Source organism: Alicyclobacillus acidiphilus NBRC 100859 (assembly GCF_001544355.1).
Classification (GTDB): domain Bacteria; phylum Bacillota; class Bacilli; order Alicyclobacillales; family Alicyclobacillaceae; genus Alicyclobacillus; species Alicyclobacillus acidiphilus.
In genome coordinates, this window is the sequence record NZ_BCQI01000006.1 from 86,968 (window position 1) to 107,122 (window position 20,155).

18 protein-coding genes are annotated in these 20,155 nt (G+C 56.2%); 13 read left to right on the forward strand and 5 right to left on the reverse strand.

What is annotated here, in order from left to right; translation table 11 throughout:
- Positions 1–112 precede the first annotated feature (112 nt).
- The 3 genes from AAC01S_RS03925 to AAC01S_RS03935 all read left to right on the forward strand — a co-directional run bounded on the left by AAC01S_RS03925 (position 113) and on the right by AAC01S_RS03935 (position 4,704).
- Positions 113–1,870 carry an ABC transporter ATP-binding protein gene (locus AAC01S_RS03925; protein WP_067619092.1) on the forward strand — a complete coding sequence of 586 codons (1,758 nt, stop codon included), beginning with the start codon at positions 113–115 and terminating at the stop codon, positions 1,868–1,870.
- Positions 1,867–3,747 carry an ABC transporter ATP-binding protein gene (locus AAC01S_RS03930; RefSeq protein WP_067619094.1) on the forward strand — a complete coding sequence of 627 codons (1,881 nt, stop codon included), beginning with the start codon at positions 1,867–1,869 and terminating at the stop codon, positions 3,745–3,747. The genes AAC01S_RS03925 and AAC01S_RS03930 overlap by 4 nt, the downstream gene beginning before the upstream one ends.
- Positions 3,748–3,864: 117 nt before the next feature.
- Positions 3,865–4,704 (forward strand): hypothetical protein, encoded by an 840-nt coding sequence (locus tag AAC01S_RS03935; protein ID WP_067619098.1) that lies wholly within the window; start codon positions 3,865–3,867, stop codon positions 4,702–4,704.
- Between the two features lie 12 nt (positions 4,705–4,716).
- Here AAC01S_RS03935 and AAC01S_RS03940 read toward each other — a convergent pair whose 3' ends face one another.
- Positions 4,717–5,571: a DODA-type extradiol aromatic ring-opening family dioxygenase gene (locus AAC01S_RS03940; RefSeq protein ID WP_067619100.1), complete on the reverse strand. Its 855-nt coding sequence runs from the start codon at positions 5,569–5,571 to the stop codon at positions 4,717–4,719.
- Positions 5,572–6,088: 517 nt separating this feature from the next.
- Here AAC01S_RS03940 and AAC01S_RS03945 point away from each other — a divergent pair.
- From AAC01S_RS03945 to AAC01S_RS03975, 7 genes are all read left to right on the forward strand, one after another.
- On the forward strand, positions 6,089–6,790 hold the full coding sequence (locus tag AAC01S_RS03945) for a pirin family protein (protein ID WP_067619103.1): 702 nt from the start codon (positions 6,089–6,091) through the stop codon (positions 6,788–6,790).
- Between the two features lie 12 nt (positions 6,791–6,802).
- Positions 6,803–7,132, forward strand: coding sequence for a hypothetical protein (locus AAC01S_RS03950; protein WP_067619106.1), 330 nt, complete (start codon positions 6,803–6,805; stop codon positions 7,130–7,132).
- Positions 7,133–7,142: 10 nt separating this feature from the next.
- Positions 7,143–7,493: a Na-translocating system protein MpsC family protein gene (locus AAC01S_RS03955; RefSeq protein WP_067619183.1), complete on the forward strand. Its 351-nt coding sequence runs from the start codon at positions 7,143–7,145 to the stop codon at positions 7,491–7,493.
- A gap of 314 nt (positions 7,494–7,807) precedes the next feature.
- Positions 7,808–8,596, forward strand: a complete 789-nt coding sequence (locus AAC01S_RS03960) for a formate/nitrite transporter family protein (protein WP_067619186.1) — start codon at positions 7,808–7,810, stop codon at positions 8,594–8,596.
- Between the two features lie 102 nt (positions 8,597–8,698).
- A complete protein-coding gene (fdhF, locus tag AAC01S_RS03965; protein ID WP_067619108.1) occupies positions 8,699–11,641 on the forward strand; it encodes a formate dehydrogenase subunit alpha in 2,943 nt (980 codons plus the stop codon).
- A gap of 19 nt (positions 11,642–11,660) precedes the next feature.
- Positions 11,661–12,170, forward strand: coding sequence for a helical membrane plugin domain-containing protein (locus AAC01S_RS03970; protein WP_067619112.1), 510 nt, complete (start codon positions 11,661–11,663; stop codon positions 12,168–12,170).
- A gap of 54 nt (positions 12,171–12,224) precedes the next feature.
- Positions 12,225–12,968 (forward strand): pirin family protein, encoded by a 744-nt coding sequence (locus tag AAC01S_RS03975; protein WP_067619115.1) that lies wholly within the window; start codon positions 12,225–12,227, stop codon positions 12,966–12,968.
- 41 nt (positions 12,969–13,009) lie between these two features.
- On the opposite strand, the gene AAC01S_RS03980 is transcribed toward AAC01S_RS03975, so the two are convergent.
- Positions 13,010–13,975, reverse strand: a complete 966-nt coding sequence (locus AAC01S_RS03980; protein WP_067619118.1) for an NAD(P)/FAD-dependent oxidoreductase — start codon at positions 13,973–13,975, stop codon at positions 13,010–13,012.
- Between the two features lie 78 nt (positions 13,976–14,053).
- Positions 14,054–15,241 carry an NAD(P)/FAD-dependent oxidoreductase gene (locus tag AAC01S_RS03985; RefSeq protein WP_245630066.1) on the reverse strand — a complete coding sequence of 396 codons (1,188 nt, stop codon included), beginning with the start codon at positions 15,239–15,241 and terminating at the stop codon, positions 14,054–14,056.
- Positions 15,242–15,348: 107 nt separating this feature from the next.
- Between AAC01S_RS03985 and AAC01S_RS03990 the strand changes: the two genes are divergently transcribed.
- Positions 15,349–15,747 carry a rhodanese-like domain-containing protein gene (locus tag AAC01S_RS03990; RefSeq protein ID WP_067619121.1) on the forward strand — a complete coding sequence of 133 codons (399 nt, stop codon included), beginning with the start codon at positions 15,349–15,351 and terminating at the stop codon, positions 15,745–15,747.
- Between the two features lie 144 nt (positions 15,748–15,891).
- On the opposite strand, the gene AAC01S_RS03995 is transcribed toward AAC01S_RS03990, so the two are convergent.
- Both AAC01S_RS03995 and AAC01S_RS04000 read right to left on the reverse strand, forming a co-directional pair.
- The gene (locus tag AAC01S_RS03995) at positions 15,892–16,401 is read right to left on the reverse strand and encodes a hypothetical protein (RefSeq protein WP_067619124.1); all 510 of its coding nucleotides are present in this window, start codon (positions 16,399–16,401) and stop codon (positions 15,892–15,894) included.
- 108 nt (positions 16,402–16,509) lie between these two features.
- Positions 16,510–17,334 (reverse strand): aldo/keto reductase, encoded by an 825-nt coding sequence (locus AAC01S_RS04000; RefSeq protein WP_067619125.1) that lies wholly within the window; start codon positions 17,332–17,334, stop codon positions 16,510–16,512.
- 148 nt (positions 17,335–17,482) lie between these two features.
- Here AAC01S_RS04000 and cimA point away from each other — a divergent pair, with 148 nt between their 5' ends.
- Together cimA and AAC01S_RS04010 are read left to right on the forward strand one after the other, a co-directional pair.
- Positions 17,483–19,057, forward strand: a complete 1,575-nt coding sequence (cimA, locus tag AAC01S_RS04005; RefSeq protein ID WP_067619128.1) for a citramalate synthase — start codon at positions 17,483–17,485, stop codon at positions 19,055–19,057.
- A 111-nt stretch (positions 19,058–19,168) separates the two neighbouring features.
- On the forward strand, positions 19,169–20,122 hold the full coding sequence (locus AAC01S_RS04010; protein WP_306307167.1) for a zinc-binding dehydrogenase: 954 nt from the start codon (positions 19,169–19,171) through the stop codon (positions 20,120–20,122).
- Positions 20,123–20,155 lie beyond the last annotated feature (33 nt).

A 20,155-nucleotide genomic window follows, 5' to 3' on the forward strand; every position in this document is an offset into this window, starting at 1 on the left:
TTCGATCTCCGAAGACGAGCGTCGCAGACGTTTCTTCAAGCAATTTCGTTCATCTAAAGATATAATCAGTGAGGTAATCGTAGCATGACAGAAAAGACTGAAGGTGACCCCCATGAGAGAATTGCTGCGCTACCTGCGTCCGTACAGGGTGGCAATCAGCTTTGTCGTCATTTTTATCTTCACGCAATCACTCCTGAATCTGTACCTGCCCACGTTGATGTCGCGCATCGTCGACGAAGGCGTTTTGACGGGGAATCTGCATTATATCTTCGTCGAAGGCGCCATCATGCTTGCGGTGTCTGTAGGGGCGGTGGCTTTTTCGGTAGCCGCGAGCTTCTTGTCTTCGCGGACGGCAGCGTCGTTCGGACGCGTTTTGCGCCGTGAGGTATTTGCCCATGCTCAGCAGTTTTCGCTTCGCGAGTTTGATCAGTTTGGCACATCGTCGCTCATCACGCGCACGACCAACGACATCACCCAGGTTCAGCAGTTGGTGAACATGATGCTGCGGATGATGATCATGGCGCCGCTCAATACGATCGGCGGCATCTGTATGGCGGTCTACACAGATGCCAGGCTTTCGCTTGTGTTGGTCATCATGCTGCCGGTGCTCGTGCTCGTGATCTTTAGTGTCTTTCGCAGGGCGACCAACCTCTTCCGAGTGATGCAGGAGAAAATTGACACGTTGAATCGGATATTGCGTGAAGGGCTGACAGGTATTCGAGTCATTCGCTCATTTAACCGCGTGGATTATGAAACGAAACGATTTGATGCCGCCAACTTCGATTTGACGAACACCACCACCAAAGTACAAAAGATCATGGCCATCATGTCGCCGGCGCTGATGCTGGTGATCAACTTGTCGATCATCGCCATCATCTGGTTCGGCGGACTCCGCATCGCCCACGGATCGATGGAAATCGGTTCGCTGTTGGCGTTCATCCAGTATGTGACCCAGCTTCTGTTCTCCATCATGATGGTGTCGATGATGTTCTTTATGGTGCCGCGTGCAGCAGCTTCGGGCAACCGAATTTGGGCTGTATTAAGCACCAAACCTAAGATTGTCGATCCCGCCGTCGAGCCATCCGTCTCTGACAGCGAGCGCCTTTCTTCCGACGATCCGCTCCCCATCCCCATGGTGGAGTTCCGCAACGTCACGTTCAGTTATCCCGGGGCGGAGGCGCCTGCTTTATCCAACGTCTCGTTCCAGGCTCACCGGGGGCAGGTGACCGCGATCATCGGCGGTACGGGTTCCGGAAAGTCTACATTGGTCAACCTCATTCCGCGATTCTACGATGTCGATGAAGGTGCCGTGCTGGTTGGCGGCGTCGACGTTCGCGACCAATTGCAGGCCAATTTGCGCGCCCGCATTGGGTACGTCCCTCAGAAGGCCGTTCTGTTCCAAGGGACCATTGCGGAGAACATACGCCATGGGCGGCCGGACGCGACGGACGAAGAGGTGGCGCAGGCGGCTGAAATAGCCCAGGCATTGGAGTTTATCGAGGAAAAACCGGAGGGCTTTCAGTCGCTCATCGAACAAGGCGGACGCAATGTGTCCGGGGGTCAGAAGCAGCGTTTGTCCATCGCGCGAGCCATTGTCAAGCGCCCGGATATCTACATTTTCGACGACAGCTTCTCAGCGCTCGATTTCAAGACGGACGCCAAACTTCGCGCCGCTCTGGCCGAGACGATCACGGATTCAACCGTGTTGATCGTCGCGCAGCGTGTGAGCACCGTTCGGGACGCCGATCAAATCATTGTGCTGGACGAAGGCCGTGTCGCCGGGATCGGCTCGCACGACCAACTGCTCCGCACTTGCGAGGTCTATCGCGAGATCGTGTCATCACAATTGTCCGAGGGGGAGACGGCATGAACGAACAGCGTGGTCGGGGCCCGCAATCGGATATGCGCGCGGCGATGCCGATGGGCCGGGGCGGCATTCGTCCAGGTATGCCTGTTCAGAAACCAAAAGATTTTCGGGGCACGCTCCGCAGGCTCCTTGCGTATTTTCAGCCCCACGCGTGGCGGATGTTTGCTGTATTGATGATGTCCATCCTCAGCACCGTGTTCAGCATCCTTAGCCCCGACGTGATGAAGCGAGCGACCAACGATCTCGTGGCAGGCTTGGCGCACGGAGCTTCGCATCACCACACCGGTGTGAATTTCGCAGATATTGAACGCGTCTTGCTCGAACTCGGCATTTTGTACGTCTTGAGCGCGTTTTTCAGCTACATTCAACAATACGTCATGGCTGGTGTCGCACAGAAGACCGTGTATTCGCTGCGCAAAGAAGTGTATGACAAGTTGGAACGGCTGCCGCTGCGATTCTTCGATTCTCGGCCGACGGGCGAGATTCTCAGCCGTTTCGTGAACGACTTCGACAACATCGGCAATACGCTGCAACAGACGCTGACGCAGTTGATTACATCGGTCGTGACGTTCATCGGCGTGATCGTGATGATGCTCACCATCAGTCCCTGGATGACGCTGATTGTGTTCCTGACATTGCCCCTTTCGTTCTATGTGACGAAGACGATCGCGTCGAGATCGCAACACTTTTTCGTTGGCCAGCAGCGGTCGTTAGGTCAGTTGAACGGTCACATCGAAGAGATGTATACGGGACACCAAATCGTCAAGGCGTACGGCATGGAAGAGAAGGCGATGGAGGAGTTCGTCGAGTACAATGAAAAATTGTACGAATCGGGGTGGAAGGCGCAGTTTGTGTCTGGCCTCATCTTTCCGCTGATGAACTTTATCGGCAACTTGGGTTACGTGCTCGTCAGTGTGATCGGCGGGTTTCTGGTCACGCGAGGAACCATCAACATCGGCGACATTCAGGCGTTTATCATGTACGCCCGGCAGTTTACGCAGCCCATCACGCAGCTCTCCAGCATCTCCAACATCATCCAATCAACGGTGGCGTCGGCAGAACGGATTTTTGAGCTGCTTGACGAACAAGAGGAGATTCCGGAGGCGGAACATCCGATTGAACTGGAGAGACCGCGCGGAGACGTCGATATCGTCGATGTCGATTTCCGCTATGACCCCGAGCGGCCGCTGATTGAAGGCATGAACATCTCCGTGAAAGCCGGCCAGACGATCGCGATTGTGGGACCGACCGGCGCCGGCAAAACGACACTGGTCAATTTGCTGATGCGGTTTTACGAAGTCGACGATGGACACATTTCGATTGACGGAGTGGATATCACGAAGCTGCGCCGAGGACACCTGCGCAGTTTGTTCGGTATGGTGCTTCAGGACACATGGCTGTTTCATGGCACGATTTATGAAAATATCGCGTACGGGCGAACCAACGCGACGGAACAGGAAGTGATCGCCGCGGCGAAGGCGGCCCGGGCGGATCACTTCATTCGGACGTTGCCAGATGGGTATCATACCGTCCTGAACGAAGAAGCTTCAAATATTTCTCAAGGCCAGAAACAGTTGTTGACCATCGCGCGGGCAATCCTCGCGAACCCGTCGATCCTCATCCTCGACGAGGCCACGAGCAGCGTCGATACTCGAACCGAAGTATTGATTCAGGAGGCGATGGCACGTTTGATGGAGGGGCGAACCAGCTTCGTGATCGCCCATCGCTTGTCCACGATCCGGAACGCCGACCTCATCTTGGTCATGAATCACGGCACCGTGATCGAGCAAGGCACCCACCAGCAGCTGTTGGCGAAAAATGGATTCTATGCGGATCTGTACAACAGCCAATTCGCCAATCCGTCAGGGGCCGCCATGTAAGGCCGCTTAAGTCGGTACAGCGCATCCCTCCCGCGCCACAATGTTCCAGACCATTCTCGCATAGCCGTCACTCGCTGAGGGGGAGAATGAGTCGATCACATTCACGGGAGGGATCTCATGAAGAGCAAGCTAGCGTTTGCCGCCATTGCTTGTGCGTGTGTCGTTGGAATGACAGGGTGTGGTAACGCGGTTAAGCAGACGGGTAACGCTGTCGGCAACGCGGCTCAACAAGCCGGCAACGTCGTCGGTGGCGCCGCGCAACAAACAGGCAACGTCGTGGGCAATGCGGCGGGGTTTGTAGGCGGTGTCGGCGGAGCGATGGTTCGTGGAGCTCGCGACGCTGGCAACGCGGTGGGCAATGCCGTGGGTAACGCGACCAACTCGGTAACGGGTGGTCACGTCACAGGCAATCCGGGGGCTGTTGCACGGGGTACCGGTTACTGGACAGGTTCCCGCGAAATTCAAATCAACACGGCTCGAAAAGTCATCAATATCCGTTATTTAGCGCCAACTGCCAATCAAGGTTATACCGACGGCCGTGGTGTGACCGCGCCAGCGAATCGCGGCGCTTTCACCGATGGTCGAGCATCCTCTGCACCATTGGCGCCCAACGCGTACACGGATGGCCGTGGAGTGACGGCGCCCGGCGCAGCCACGTCTCCAGGAACTGGTACTCAGGTGTTGAAGATGACCGTTCCGAAGGGGTGGACCGTTCAACTGAGCGGCTTGCCCAATAAGCAAATTGCCTTCCGAAGCCTTGGTGCGGTTCCAAACCATGCAGCGTCCAACGGCAGTGCGGCGGTACGCGCCTTGACGACGACGGGCCCACGCTTCACCGCACGAGTTCCGGGCAACTATCAGGTCGTTTTGACGAACGGACGAGGCGCCATCCAGCAAACGCTGGAGACCATCACTGTCTCGGCAACCGCGAAACAACCTACGATCCGCACAACCTAACACGCTCAACTCTTATAGGAATGACGCGCACATCAGCCCGAAATACGTGGGAACCTCATAGGACAAAAACCGGGGTTTCCGCGCTTCGGGCGGGATGGCGCCAGCGAGTATCAACGACTGCCAAATGCCGTCCGGTTTGGCGTGATCGACAAAGGCGTCCTCGAATGCGGTCATTCGCTCGATCTCGCCGCTGTTCAACAATTCCACCACTCGCTCATCCAACCTCGCCGCGTCTTCGTGGAATCCATACGGGCCATCCACAGCATGTGCGTGAGACCAATCGCAGCTCGCAATCAAACCTACGCGCTTCCCGCTCTGTGCGACCGCACGCGCCAATGCCTGGCCAAACTCGATATGCATCTCATACGAAAGGGCTCGTGACGGCGTGATCACCACAATCGGCGTTTCCGGCATGAAGTAGAGCGGAATCATCGCGCCCCAATCCAAAGGCAACGAGGAAAATCGCCCCTCCGAGGTGGCGAAATTGGCGTCAGCGACCGGCAGTCCGGCTGATCGGGCCTGGTCGATCACGGCCTTCGCAAGTTCCCTGTCGACGCTGCGGCGCATGGTGATGGTTACCCCTTTGTCCGATCTGTCCTGTCCAACCATTCCTGCCACGGTCTGCTCGGACAATTCCCCATACATATTGGAGCAGTTGGCCACACAAAATGAGCCGTCAATTCGCAAGCCGTGCGGCGTCAAAACGATGATTGCTTCCGGCTTGGCTTCAGCCATGCCTCGCCCCAGTTCCACCATGCTGCTTCGCGTCTTCGCCATGAGCTCAGGGTCGGATCCAGACAGTGGTTCAAGAATAGGGAGCCCGTGGGGAGCAATGCACGCGTATACAAACGGTTGAGTCACACCCATTTCCAATACTCCTCTCGCGCGAAGCGCTCGATTGGTTTCGTTGTGTACATGGTAACAGAATTGGGCCAAGGGCGTGAAAGGCGGGGAGGGAGAGGTGGGCCGGAGAGGTGGGCCGGAGAGGTGGGCCGGGCAAATAGGCGTCTCTCAGCCGCTTATTTCGGTGAAATGGTCGGATCGAAGGTAAATAGGCAGCTCCAGGCCGCCTATTTGCTTCCGGCACCCTCGAAATGGAGTGGTTTCGGCCATTTAAGCGTCTCTACACCGCTTATTCGTCGCAACTCCGACGATTCGACACACTTAAGCGGTCCCGGGCCGCTAATTCGCCTCCGGTTCCCGCCGATCCCACAGAACATGCGGGAGATGGGGCGCGATCACGCCGCCCCAGCCGCCCCCACTCCCCTGCGTCTTCTTCCTATATCATTTCCACCAATCATACGATTGGCGGTGGATACGTCCATTAGGTACTGATAAAATATAAGAAAATGCCGTAAGATAAGATGGACAAAGGAGGTAGCACATGATAGATGTTCGCCGCAAATCGGATCGATTTTATGCCGAGTCCGATTGGCTTCAGTCCAGATTCAGCTTTTCCTTTGGTCCATACAACGATCCGAACAATACGGGTTTCGGTCCAATGCGCGTACTGAATGACGATTCTATCGCGCCCAAGCGGGGATTCGGAGCGCATCCGCACAGTGATATGGAAGTGGTGTCCATCGTATTGACCGGTTCGCTGCGCCACCAAGACAATCTTGGCAATGTCGGGGTGACCTCTTGGGGACAAATTCAGCGTATGACCGCAGGGAATGGCATCATTCATACCGAATATAGCGATTCGGATTCGGAGACGCTCAATTTGCTTCAAATGTGGTTTGTTCCGGATCAGGCTGGGCTTGAACCGTCCTACGAAATCTCTGCGTTCGACGTAGACGCTCTCGGGCAAGCCTGGGTGCCTGTGGTTTCGAAGACCGGCGCTGCGGGTGTCGCGAAGATTCATCAAGATATGACAATCTATTTGACGGAGTTGGCCGCCGGTGAGGCGAGGGATTATGACGCCCTTCCAGGACGTCGAACGTTTGTCTTTATGATTCACGGCAGCGCTTCGCTCAACGGGGAAATCCAATTGGACGAGCGTGATGAGGCGCGGATCGAGGACGTGACAGACTTGTCCTTTCGAGCTGTCCAACCTGCTCGTATCATGTTGATTGATTTGCCTTAGGAGGTCTTCCCTGTGCAAGAACGCCTGCGTATTCACCACGGTATCGGTTCACGGGTGCTGCTTGATTCGGCGCGTGACGGTGTCAGCTACGAGTGGTCTCCAGACGGATCCGGCCACGTCTTCCATGTCCACATTGAACCAGGTCCGATCCTGGACGAGATTCTGCGCCTGAGGCGAGAACTGAACGTGTTTCTCTTTCGCGATGACGAGAATGGCGCAACCATCGAGAAGCAATGGTTTTACACAGGAGATCGGGAACCTTGGTACGATTCCGACACCGGTACGTTGACACTGGTGTCGTCGCGTACGTTGACCTACCATCCCGGTGATTTCGAATCGTAGCGTGGTGCAGATGGTGAACAAGAGCAAAGAACAGGCTTTTAATGAGATTGTACGTCGTGTTCGCAAGGAATGTTTCGGGAAAGGGCCTGAGCGTATCCACACTGTGTTCGTCGAGAACATGGCCATTTCCATCTTGCAGGGGAACTTGACTCCGACCGAGAAATTTATCAGCCGCACACCGGAAGGGGCGGAAGTTGTTCGATCCGCCCGAACCAGCATGATTCAGGCACTTTACGCGGCGCACGTTCCGGATGGTATGGAAGAGTTGATTGGTTCCAAAATGGTGCATCTGTTTTCCGACTTTAAAGTGGAAGAGGATATGGGTGTTTCCGTATTTATCTTCGAAAAACCGATTGCTTGATTCGCGGAAAAAAAGGATATGAATTCGTTTTCTTCCCAGTGTATAATGGAACACGTGGAGTCGTCATTTGTCGTCAAGTGACGATTCTACGACAATTCGCGCATAATTGGTTTGCCTATAGCGTTGTAGGCGGACACAATGGCACAACATCGTTGATGCAGTCACTTGCAGGAACGGGCGTTGTGCTTTTTTGTTCGGCGCTGATACATCACGTGGATGGGCGGGCACGGCATCTTTTTTCATCTTATATCCACAAATGGCGCACGCTATGGAAGAACCGAGAAGCGCAATATACACAGGAAGGTGGAATTTTCATGAGCGGATTTTTAACCCCAGCAGAAATTGCACAGCAGACGGCCATTGCGGGGGAGTCCAAAGCGAAACAGGCCTGGTACAAATTGTTGATTCTCGGCTTTTTGGCAGGCGCGTTTATCGCTCTCGGATTTCTTCTGGACATTCGTGTCACGGCCAGCATTCCGGCGAGTCTCGCTTCTGTGAAAAGCCTGATTGGAGGCGCCGTGTTTCCCGTCGGACTGATGCTTGTGGTGATTGCAGGCGGTGAACTCTTGACGGGAAACATGATGAGCCTTCCGCTGGCGTTGCACCAAAAGCGAATCGGAATCGGTGGGTTGATCTACAACTGGTTCTGGGTGCTGATTGGCAATTTCATCGGTTCCATCTTCGTAGCAGGGGTGTTCGGCGTGGGCGCGAGCCTGTTGACGAAGGACCCTTTCCAAACGACGGTGATTTCGATCGCGACGGACAAAGCGAATCTAGCCTTCGGTCCGACCATCTTGTCGGCTATCGGCTGTAACTGGCTGGTCTGTCTCGCGGTTTGGATGGCAACTGGCGCAAAGACCATCGGCGGCAAAATGTTTGCCATTTGGTTCCCCATCATGGCCTTTGTAGCTATCGGATTCCAGCACGTCGTGGCAAACATGTTCGTGATTCCGGCGGCGATTTGGGTCGGCGCGGACATTTCCTGGGGCAAAGCGATTGTGGAGTGGATCGGCGCCTTTATTGGCAACGCGATCGGTGGCTGGTTGTTCGTGGCGACCATGTACTACGTCGTATATCTGCGTGGGAACAAACAAGAGGCGTAATCCAAACTGTCCTCATCTTCAGAGTCGGCTTGACGGCCGACTCTGAAGACGAAGGGCAAATCTACCGCACCTAGTTCATTTGGTGCAAGGGAGGAAATTCCATTGACTGACAAGTATGTGCACGTGGAACTGAATGGTCACGAAGTTCTCGTTGAGCCGGGGACGACGGTGTTGCAAGCGATTCTTGGCGCGGGGGTCGAGCATCCTCATGTGTGTTACCACCCGGCACTTGGTCCTATTGAGACCTGCGACACCTGTATCGCCGAGGTCAACGGTGCGCTTGTTCGGGCATGTTCCTTGCCTGTCGAAGAGAGCATGAAGATCAACACGAAAACGGTCGCCGCTCGATTTGCGCGTAAGGAAGCGATGGATCGGATTCTCAAGAATCATGAATTGTACTGTACGGTATGCGACAACAACAACGGGAATTGCACGATTCACAACACGGCGATGCAGATGGAGATTGACCATCAAGCGTATCCATTTGAGCCGAAGCCGTATGAGAAAGATATGAGCAACCCGTTTTACCGCTACGATCCGAACCAATGTATTCTGTGCGGCCGATGCGTCGAGGCATGCCAAAATCTCCAGGTGAGCGAAGTGTTGTCCATCGACTGGTCACGTGAAAATCCCCGTGTAATCTGGGACAACGATGTTCCCATCAATGAATCCTCCTGCGTATCTTGCGGCCACTGTGTTACGGTCTGCCCTTGCAACGCGTTGATGGAAAAATCGATGCTCGGGGAAGCTGGCTTTTTGACCGGGATCGAGGAAGATACGCTTGGAAAAATGATTGATATCACCAAGAAAGTGGAACCGGGGTATTCCTCTATCTTCGCGATTTCCGAAATCGAGGCCGAAATGCGAGAGGCGAGGATTCAAAAGACGAAAACGGTCTGTACATACTGCGGCGTGGGCTGTTCGTTCGATGTGTGGACCAAGGATCGGAAAATTTTGAAGGTCGAGCCTCAGATGGAAGCGCCGGCCAACCAAATATCAACTTGTGTCAAAGGCAAATTCGGCTGGGATTTCGTCAATAGTTCGGATCGGATTGTCGAGCCGCTGGTCCGTCGCGGCGATGCCTTCTATCCGGTATCGTGGGAAGAAGCTCTCGACGTGATCGAGACCCGGTTGGGTCAGATTCGCGACGAACACGGCCCGGACGCCATCGCCTACATCGCGTCTTCGAAATGCACGAACGAAGAGAATTATCTGATGCAGAAATTGGCTCGTTCGGTGATGCACACCAACAACATCGACAATTGCTCACGCTACTGTCAGGCCCCTGCTACCGAAGCGTTGAGGCGCACGATGGGATTGGGCGGAGATACCGGGTCCATCAAGGATCTGGAGCAGGCCGATTTGGTGATCATCGTTGGTGCCAATCCCGCAGAGGCGCATCCAGTGCTCTCGACGCGCTTGCGGAGAGCGCAGAAGAAGTACGGGCAGAAGCTGATCGTCGCGGACATTCGCAAAAATATCATGGCGGAGCGTGCCGATTTGTTCCTGCACCCGAATCAGGGGACGGACCTCGTCTGGTTGTCTGGCGTCGCGAAGTATATCGTCGATTGTGGCAAGCACGACGCGCAGTTTCTGCAGGAGCATGTCAACAACGTCGATCAGTTCCTAGCTTCGCTCGAGAAATTTACGCTCGATTATACAAGCGAAGTGACTGGACTTTCGAAGGAAATGTTGATTCAGACCGCAGAGATGATCATGAACGCAGAGCGCGTCTGCATTTGCTGGGCGATGGGCGTGACGCAGCACTTGGGCGGATCCGACACTTCGACGGCCATCTGCAATTTGTTGCTGCTGACGGGGAACGTGGCGCGCCCAGGAACAGGGGCGTATCCGTTGCGCGGACACAACAACGTGCAGGGCGCTGGTGATTTTGGCTGTGCGCCGGCTATGCTTCCTGGTTATGAACTGGTCAGCGATCCTGAGATCCGCAACAAGTACGAGCAGGCGTGGGGCACGCCGTTGCCGACCAACCCTGGTCTGAACAATCATCAGATGGTGGACGCGATTCACGAGGGCAAGTTGAAGGCCATGTATCTGATTGGCGAAGATATGGCCGTCGTCGATTCCAATGCGAATTACGTCCAACAGGCGTTCGAGAAGCTCGATTTCTTCATCGTACAGGACGTGTTTTTCAGCAAGACTGCGGAGTTTGCCGATGTCATTCTGCCAGCGAGCCCAAGCCTTGAAAAGGAAGGCACGTTCACCAATACGGAGCGGCGGATTCAGCGGTTGTATCAGGTGTTGCCGCCGCTTGGCAACTCGAAGCCGGATTGGCAAATCATTCAACTCGTCGCCAATCGCTTCGGTGCGAACTGGAATTACACGTCGCCACGCCAGATCTTTGAAGAAGCGTGCAGCTTGACAGAACTGATGAAGGGCGCCACCTATGAGCGACTGGAAGGATATCAAAGTTTGCAGTGGCCCGTTGCGGCAGATGGAACGGATACGCCGCTTTTGTACCAGGACGGATTTTTCTTCCCAGACAAAAGAGCCCGTTTCTATCCGGTCGATTGGACGCCGCCCATCGCGCTTGAGGCCGAGTATGATTTGGAACTGAATAATGGTCGTATCCTCGAACACTTCCACGAGGGCAATATGACGAACAGAGTGCCAGGCATCCATGAAAAAGTGCCGGAGACGTTCGTCGAAGTGTCCAAGGAACTGGCTGCGGAGCGCGGTTTGCAAGATGGAACGTTGGTGCGTTTGATTTCCCCGTATGGCAAGGTGAAACTGCCTGTCGTCGTAACGGATCGGGTGAGTGGCAAGCATATCTACATTCCGCAGCTTTCGCCGAAGGCGGAGCAGGCAGTGAATCTGCTGACGAGCAGCCATCACGACAAAGCGACCTTTACACCGGCGTACAAGGAAATGCGTGTGAAGATGGAAGTGCTTGAATTCACCGGCAAGTCGCCGTTCGTGAAGGGCAACTTCAGGCTCGGCCACCCGAACCCGCAGCCAGGTGTCAACGTCGAGATGAAGTGGGCTCGCAAAGACTATCGGCCGCTTGTGACGGATCGAAGCTGAAAGATAGGGAGGAGAAATCGTGGCGAGATCGATACAAACTGTCGTTTGGCCGACTGTGACAGAAGAAGAGAAGCAGGAAGCGCGTCTTGGCGAAGTGCGCCGCGAAGCATCGAATGACGCGGACGGTATCATCCAGGCTCTGAAGGTCCTCCAGGCGATGGAGGACCGCGGGATGCTGGATATCCTGTTGGCTTTGCTGCAACGCGGGGAGGGCGTGCTGGCCCACGTGGTCGACGTCCTCGCCAAGCCGGAAGTCACCTCGAGCCTGGAAACACTGATTAAGTCGGTGCAGGCCTTGGGCAAGTTGAACAGTGTGGGATTGCTGAAGACCCTCGACGGCGTTACGGCAGGGCTCGACAGAGTGGCCGAAGCCGCGCCGCCCGAGCAGCATCTGGGGGTGTACGATGTGTTGCGACGGCTCAAAGACCCGGATGTAAACGCCGGCTTGGCGTTTGCGCTCGATTTCTTGCAGGGGATGGGCCGAGCCGTTCGGACGTCTGGCACGGAGGCCGACGCAGTCGGTCCCTGATGGCGCGGATTCGCGGGATCGCGCGGGGCAGCCGATGGAGAGCGGGGGACAGTCATGAAGTCGGTGCCTGAGCCGGATCGGGGCCACGCCGTCGTCACGGATGGGGAATTATTGGCGGATCGCCTCGGTGTGGCCGTCTATCGCTTGTTTCCGAGCGTGAATCAATCGTCGGTCGATCCGTTTTTGCTGCTCGACGATCTACGGATGGAGCAAGCCGGATTTCCCATGCACGCCCATTCCGGCTTCGAGAAGATCACGTTGGTGTTGGACGGTAGCCTTCGACATACCGATGAACTTGGGACGGATCTCGTCGCGCGTTCGGGGGATATTCACTTGCTCCGGGCCAACGCTGGAATTTCTCACGCTGAGTGGCCGGCTGATTCCACATGCCGGGCGATTCAAATGTGGTTTGACATTCCTGACGCTTGGAAAGAAGCCCGTCCAGATGTGGCGTGGTGCGCTCGGGATCGCGTTCCCGTTTCGCGAGAAGCGTGGGGGCTGGTTCGACATATCGCGGGACGGCGTGGTGCGTTGAAAACCCAATCTTCCATCGAGGTCCGCGAGTTCAAGTACACGGACGCAGGGACTTGTGTGCTTGAAGCTGCCGACGTTCACCTCCTGTATGTTTTGGCCGGGCATGTCATTATCGCGGGCCAAACCGCCGTGGTCGGCCAACTCGCTGTTGTGCGGGGAAGTGGATCGAACGTCATGGACGCAGGCGAAGGAAGCCACATCCTTCACTTGTCCGGAAATCCGCTTGGACGCCACGCGACGCTTTGGGGAGGCCACGTGGACTAGCCGAGTGAGTTGGCCGCGCGGATTCGTTCGGGGGCGGGCGTCTACGACTGCGCTGTTGCTGTCGAAGGGTCCGGCCATTTCTCGGGAAATGTCGACGGGGACATGAGGCTCTTGTGAATCCATATAGCTGCTTGCGATCCGTCGCCCATCGCGATGGTCACTTGCTCGGAATGCGCGACGACGTCGCCAGCCGCCCACAGATATTTCACTGAGGTCGCCTTCGTGCGTGGATCGACGAGTACGTGATGGTTGTGATGCAACTTCACACCCAGTGAATTCACGATGTCGGAGTTGACCCAGTTGCCTCCGTATGCGATGAACGCCCGCTCACCACGGATCACGCGCCCGTCCGCCAGTTCGACGCCTTCGAACTTGGATGGGTCGTCGGATATCACGCGCGTGATTCTTGCTTCCACGTACGGGATCGACAGTTTGTCCAATTGCGCTTTGTGTTCGTCGTCAAATGGCTCAGTATCGTCGTGGATATAGGTGATACGCCTGGTCCAATAGGTGAGCGTCGTTGCCATGTTCACACCGGCTTTGCCCGCGCCCATCACGATGGTTTCCCTATCCTTCACTTCATAGCCGTCGCAATCTGGGCACACATACACGGTCAGCCCAAGACGAGGGACGATGCCGTCTATCTCTGGGATGGTATCGACGATGCCCGTCGCCAACAGCAGCCGCCTGGTTTGGTACGTGTGGCCTGACTGACCCGTCAGCGTAAACCCCTCCGCGGCCGGTTCGACCGCCCTAATCCAGTCGTCGATAAATTCCACGCCTAGCCGAAGCGCGTGTTCCTTGCCGCGCTGCCGGAGACTGGGACCGCTGATTCCGTCCGGCCAGCCGAGGACGTTGTGATAGCACTGGCACAACGTGCTTCGTCCAGTTCCTCCGTCGATCACGCCGACTCGATGCCCATATCTCCCTAACTGAATGGCGCCTTGCAGTCCCGAGATCCCGCCGCCGATGATCGCGCAGTCGAATGTCGCACTTCCTGCATCCATTTGCCTGTCTCCTCATGAAAAAAGTATCATGGCCGACATGTTCCATCTGCCATGATACTTTGCCCAGCATCGATTCGGTTAAATCTCAATCCACTGTTTTCGCTTTTCCAACAGAACGTGCGGTCCACCCAGATGCATCAGGTATTTCATCTTCGATCCGTCCTTCAAGAACAACGCCATGAGCCCAGTGGCGTGATGGCGGCCGATCTCGGCGACACCGTACGTCGGACCGAGCGATGCGACCATACCGTGATCGTGATAGACAAACGGCTCCATGGTATCGTTGTCCAAGAGGCGGAGCAGATTGTGCGCAAGGTGCGTCCCCATTTGCTCGGCCACCTGTCCGGTTGGAGCGAGCACGGCTCCGTCCTGCGTTTCAAAGCGGGCGCAATCGCCAACGGCGAACACGTTTGGAACGCCTTTGACTTGGAGATAGGCGTCGACCGGGACGCGGCCGCGATCGTCCACAGTAAAGCCACTCTCCCGCAGCAGCGGCGGGGCCTCGATGCCGCCCGTCCAGACGAACGTGTCCGCTTTGACTTTGCTTCCGTCGGACAACGTCACTTCGCCCTGCGCGGCTGCAATCACGCGTCGGCCGAGGATCAGGTTGACGCCTCGATGGACCAATTTTTCCTTGGCGACCGCCCGCAAACGTGGGTCGACGTCCGGCAGCAGATCGTCGTGCGCGTGAATCAAACTGAGCCTTACCCAATGCGGATCCAGGTGATGTCTGCGCAGGAAGTGCGGGACGTAATCGGCCAATTCGCCAATCAGCTCGACACCTGTCAATCCGCCTCCGCCGATCACGATATCGAGCGGCGCGGATGGCGCCTGCTCGGGCAGCGAGGCGAGTTGGCTGTCGATTCGCTCCCGCAGATCCCTTGCCGATGCGAGCGAGTTGAGAAAATACGCGTGCTCTTTGATGCCTGGGATGGAAAAGTCCGACGTTTGGCTTCCGAGCGCGATCACCAAGCGTGCATACGGATATTCTCCGTGATCGCCGTAAACCACTTGTTCACGCCAATCGATCCGATGGACCGTATCCTTGACGATTTGGCTCGTCGGTTTGCGCAAAACATCCGTAAGCTCAATCGCGTATGTTTGTACGTCGTTCCTGCCGCCTGCAGCTTCGTGCAGCAACGTCTTGAAATAATGATAGGTATGCTTGTTGACGATCGTAAAAGGGACATGATGTTTATCTAATTCACGGGCAGTCGAAATACCACCATATCCAGCTCCGACAATCAAGATTGGATGACGAGTCAAAGGCCTCACCTCTCTTCGATTTCTAGTATAGCCTTGGCGAGTGGGAAATGCAGTCCCGAACCTATATAATGGAATCGAACAGATGTACATATAAAGGAGGCAGAAGCATGGCTTTGACCTTTATGCAGATGGTGCAGAAGGCGAGAGAGAACGTTCCTGGGATTACCTCCGCCGAGGCCAAGGAACGGATCGCCGCGAAGCCGGAGACGTTGGTGATTGACGTTCAGGATGCCGCAGACGCGGGCGCGTGCGGACTGATTCCGGGCGGTGTCAACATTTCGCTCGGGATGCTGCCCATTCGCGCTGATTTGGAGTTGCCGGAAAACCTGCGCGACCCGCGGTTGGCGGATCGCAATCGGCCAATCATCACGACCTGCGGAGCGGGCGGACAAGCTGCGCTCGGCGCCTACATCTTGAAACAGATGGGCTTCACCGACGTGGCGTTCATCGATGGCGGAACGGCCGCGTGGAAACAGGCTGGATTCGAGGTCGAACCGCTCAAGTAACCGCTGTTGACGAGATGTCTTGCGGGGACGTTGCCCGCAGGTGATGACAAGAGATTACAAACAAAGGCCTCTCTGCAGAAATTCTGCGGGGAGGCGCTTTGTGCGGTCGTACCTGGCTCTGGCGATGGCTAAAATCAAAGATGGCTAAAACCAAAACTGATCGTCCGGATCTCGACGATTGTGGTAGGGTGGACCTGGCCAATCCGGATACCGATATCGGATGTTCGGGTGAAAGCCCATGATGCACAGCAGGACGACGAGACCCACGTCCGTCAAGAACGACAAGCCTGGAATCAGGAGTCCGAAGAGTCCAAACAGGTAGACGGGGGACACGCCGAACGATTTGAGCAGAAGATACAGCCAGCGGATCGCGACGATGATGTAAATCACTGTCGCTACAGCGCTGAGCACGGCGCCGACGATGTGAAAGGCGAGTACGCTCATCGCGGAAAAGGCCGGGAGCAGGTACCATAGGAAATTGAGCTGGCTGACCCGGATTGTTCGAAAAAACGGATATGCCTGAAGAATTGGAACATAAGCAAGCCACGGAAGCGGCGCATGGGCTTTGCGGAACATGCAAAAGAACGCCGTCGCGATAAGCAAGTACATCAGCAAACCGAAGCCAAGCAGACCGGATAGGAATCCGTAAAACATCCCGGTCATCCACCCGAAGAAGAACGGGTGGATGAATGTGGGCGTAAATGTGAACGTTGACAGGGTGGATCGCCCCCAATGACGGATCAACTCAGGTTACATTGCTCTCTAGAACGTGTCGGGGTCGGGACCATACCGATGATTGCGGTTGAGGCTGCTGATGAGCCGCATGTCCTCTGAACTGAGCTCAAAATCGAAAATTTGGGCGTTCTCGATAATCCGCGCCTGATGCACCGACTTTGGAATGGTAATCACCTCGTTTTGCAAATCCCAGCGCAGAACAATTTGTGCCACTGTTTTCCCGTACTTGTTCGCCAGTTCCACGAGCGTTGGGTGGTTGAGATCGCCCCGCATCAGAGGACTCCATGCCTCCAACTGGATGTTGTGCTGCTTGCAGAACTCGTGCAAATCCTCTTGCGTCAAAAACGGATGGTACTCCACCTGGTTGACGCTCGGGACAATCTCGGAATCCATCATCAGATCGTTGAGATGGTGGATGTTGAAGTTGCTCACGCCGATCGCTTTGGCGCGCCCATCCTTGTAGATCTGCTCCAAGGCACGCCAGGTGTCTTTGTACTTGCCCTTGATGGGCCAATGGACGAGATAGAGATCCACGTATTCCATGTCCAGTTTTCGCAGGCTCGTTTCGAAGGCCTGCAGGGTCGAGTCGTACCCCTGATCCGTGTTCCATACCTTCGTGGTGACGAAAATCGACTCGCGAGGTATCCCTGACGCCTTGATGGCCGCGCCGACACTTTCCTCGTTCGCGTACAGGGCAGCCGTGTCGATATGGCGGTAGCCCGCGTCCAAGGCGTATTGAATCGCTTGCTCCACTTCCGCGCCGGCTTGCGCTTTGTAGACGCCAAGCCCAAACCAAGGCATTTCGATCCCGTTGTTCAGTGTTACCGTATCCGCGACGTGACGAGCGATCATGCGTCCAGCCTCCTCATTGCACTATTCACTCCAAATTATATCAGACAACTCGGGAAATCAGACGAACACTGTCGTCAAGACTGGACAATTGGCGCCAAACCCTTCATAGTTATATTTCGAATAGTTAGACGATATAGGGGATGAGCGCATGGCAAAGGTCTATTTGCTGGACACCACACTACGCGATGGAACCCAGGGTGAAGGCATCAGCCTAACCGTGGCGGACAAGTTGGAAATCGCGCAGAAGCTGGATGACCTAGGTATTGCGTACATTGAAGGTGGATTTCCAGGCGCGAACCCGAAGGATCAGGATTTTTTCCGCACGGTCAACGAACGGATGAAGCTGAAGCACGCCAAGATGACGGCTTTCGGTTTCACACGCAGGCCAAACGCTTCGGCAGAGACCGACGAAGGTCTCAAGGCGTTGATTGCGGCCAACACGCCGGCCGTCGCCATTGTCGGCAAGGCATGGGATTTCCATGTCCACGAAGCCCTGAGGATTCCGCTTGAGACAAATTTACAGATGATTCGGGACACAATCGCCTTTTTGAAGCAGAACAACCGCGAAGTGATCTTTGACGCAGAGCACTTCTTTGATGGCTATAAACGCAATCGGGACTACGCTTTGGCGACGCTCACCGCAGCGGCGGAGGCCGGTGTCGACTGGGTTGCGTTGTGCGATACAAACGGCGGCACACTGCCGAACGAAATTCACGCGATTGTCAGTGAAGTGCGTCGGACGATTCCGGTCGCCGTGGGCATTCATACGCACAACGACGGCGAACTCGCCGTCGCCAATACCTTGGCCGCGGTGCAGGCGGGGGCGACGATGGTGCATGGAACCATCAACGGGATCGGCGAACGCTGTGGCAACGCCAATCTGGCGTCCATCATCCCGAACCTCGAATTGAAGATGAACGTATCCTGTCTGCCCAGCCCCGATCATCTTCGGCTGTTGACGTCCACAGCCCGGTTCGTCGGGGAAGTGGCCAATCTGGTGTCGCATTCGTATCAGCCGTTTGTCGGGCACAGCGCCTTTGCCCACAAAGGCGGTATCCACGTCAGCGCCATCGCCAGAAATCCTGAGACGTACGAGCACATTCGTCCTGAACTGGTCGGCAACGAACGGCGGGTTCTGGTGTCCGAGTTGTCGGGTCTGTCGAATCTGCAGAGTCAGGCTGAATCGTTCGGCATTTCGGTTGAAGGACGTACCGAGGAATTGCGCAAACTTCTCAATCACATCAAGGAACTTGAGTACGCCGGCTATCAATTCGAAGGTGCCGAAGCGTCGCAGGAACTCCTGTTCCGGCGCAGTTTGGGCGCGTTCGATCCGCCGTTTGAAGTTCACTCGGTCCGTGTCGATACCGACGTGCAGACGGATGACGAAGTGACATCGCAGGCCATCGTGAAGATATCGATTGGCAACGAGACGGTGTTGACGGTATGCGAAGGGAACGGCCCGGTCAACGCGCTCGACGGCGTGTTGCGCAAGGCGCTGCAGCCGTTCCGCCCGGAAATCGCGGCCATGCATTTGACCGATTACAAAGTTCGCGTGCTGGACGAAAAAGACGCGACGGCCGCCAAGGTGCGCGTCCTGATTGAATCCACAGATGGGCAGGCCGTGTGGCGAACCATTGGCGTTTCGGAGAACGTGATCGAGGCAAGCTGGGAAGCGTTGATCGACAGTATGAACTACTTTCTGGCGATTGTGGTGCGTCGTTGACCGCTCGTTCGATCCCGGCTCGCCAAGGTACTTGGACGAACTTGAGATGGGCCTCTCGGAAGGGCAGAATAGGGTTGAGTGATTTCGAGAGGAGGCATGGCGGTGTCGACCATGAGAGCAGTTCAGATTGTAGATCGGGGCGGTCCGCTTCGATTGGTGGAGATACCCATCCCGGAACCTGAGGCCAACCAGGTCCGGATTCGCGTGGAAGCCTGCGGCGTCTGCCACGGCGAGGTGGTGGCCTTGGAGGGGCATCATCCGAACATGCGCTATCCCAGAGTGCCAGGGCACGAAGTGATTGGCGTGATCGACAAACTCGGCGCAGACGTCCAAGGTTGGGACGTCGGAACGCGGGTCGGTGTCGGCTGGGCTGGCGGTCACGGTGAAGTGACGGGCCTTACATACGACGGTGGCTACGCGGAGTATATGATTGCCAACGTGGACGGCCTGGCGCGCGTGCCAGATGGATTGAGCCCGGTCGAAGTGGCTCCGCTGATGTGTGCTGGCAACACGGTGTTCACCGCGCTGAGATCATCTCAGGCGAAGCCTGGGGACGTGGTTGCCATCGGCGGGATCGGTGGATTGGGCCACCTTGCAGTGCAGTACGCTCGCAAGTCTGGCTACCGGACCGTCGCGGTCTCCCGCGGGCGTGACAAAGAGGCTTTGGCGAAGCAGCTCGGCGCGCACGTGTACATCGATGCGAAAACGGAAGACGTCGGCGCGGTGCTGAAATCCCTGGGAGGAGCCAAGGTGGCCATCGCCACGGCGCCCAACTCGACGGCCATCAAGCAGTTGTTCGACGGGCTCGCGTACGGCGGCGAAATGGTTGTCGTGGCCGGTTCCGGCGATCCGCTCGATCTAAGCGCCGCCGATCTGCTCGGCGGCAAACGCGCCATCCGCGGATGGACGGCAGGGCCCGCCGCAGACTCGGAAGCGACCATCGCGTTCAGCGTGTTGACCGATGTGCGGCCGATGATCGAGACATTTCCACTGGAGAAGGCCCAAGAGGCGTTTGACAAGATGATGTCCGCGGACGTCCGATTCCGGGCTGTCCTGACGATGTAACGGAAATCCCGCGTATGGTTTGAGCGAGGTTCT

What these genes read in the sequence shown, in the direction of transcription:
- AAC01S_RS03925 (WP_067619092.1), top strand. Translation starts at nt 113, where the DNA reads ATGAGAGAATTGCTGCGCTACCTGCGTCCGTACAGGGTGGCAATCAGC.
- AAC01S_RS03930 (WP_067619094.1), top strand. Translation starts at nt 1,867, where the DNA reads ATGAACGAACAGCGTGGTCGGGGCCCGCAATCGGATATGCGCGCGGCG.
- AAC01S_RS03935 (WP_067619098.1), top strand. Translation starts at nt 3,865, where the DNA reads ATGAAGAGCAAGCTAGCGTTTGCCGCCATTGCTTGTGCGTGTGTCGTT.
- AAC01S_RS03940 (WP_067619100.1), bottom strand. Translation starts at nt 5,571, where the DNA reads ATGGGTGTGACTCAACCGTTTGTATACGCGTGCATTGCTCCCCACGGG.
- AAC01S_RS03945 (WP_067619103.1), top strand. Translation starts at nt 6,089, where the DNA reads ATGATAGATGTTCGCCGCAAATCGGATCGATTTTATGCCGAGTCCGAT.
- AAC01S_RS03955 (WP_067619183.1), top strand. Translation starts at nt 7,143, where the DNA reads ATGGTGAACAAGAGCAAAGAACAGGCTTTTAATGAGATTGTACGTCGT.
- AAC01S_RS03960 (WP_067619186.1), top strand. Translation starts at nt 7,808, where the DNA reads ATGAGCGGATTTTTAACCCCAGCAGAAATTGCACAGCAGACGGCCATT.
- AAC01S_RS03975 (WP_067619115.1), top strand. Translation starts at nt 12,225, where the DNA reads ATGAAGTCGGTGCCTGAGCCGGATCGGGGCCACGCCGTCGTCACGGAT.
- AAC01S_RS03980 (WP_067619118.1), bottom strand. Translation starts at nt 13,975, where the DNA reads ATGGATGCAGGAAGTGCGACATTCGACTGCGCGATCATCGGCGGCGGG.
- AAC01S_RS03990 (WP_067619121.1), top strand. Translation starts at nt 15,349, where the DNA reads ATGGCTTTGACCTTTATGCAGATGGTGCAGAAGGCGAGAGAGAACGTT.
- AAC01S_RS03995 (WP_067619124.1), bottom strand. Translation starts at nt 16,401, where the DNA reads ATGTTTTACGGATTCCTATCCGGTCTGCTTGGCTTCGGTTTGCTGATG.
- AAC01S_RS04000 (WP_067619125.1), bottom strand. Translation starts at nt 17,334, where the DNA reads ATGATCGCTCGTCACGTCGCGGATACGGTAACACTGAACAACGGGATC.
- cimA (WP_067619128.1), top strand. Translation starts at nt 17,483, where the DNA reads ATGGCAAAGGTCTATTTGCTGGACACCACACTACGCGATGGAACCCAG.
- AAC01S_RS04010 (WP_306307167.1), top strand. Translation starts at nt 19,169, where the DNA reads ATGAGAGCAGTTCAGATTGTAGATCGGGGCGGTCCGCTTCGATTGGTG.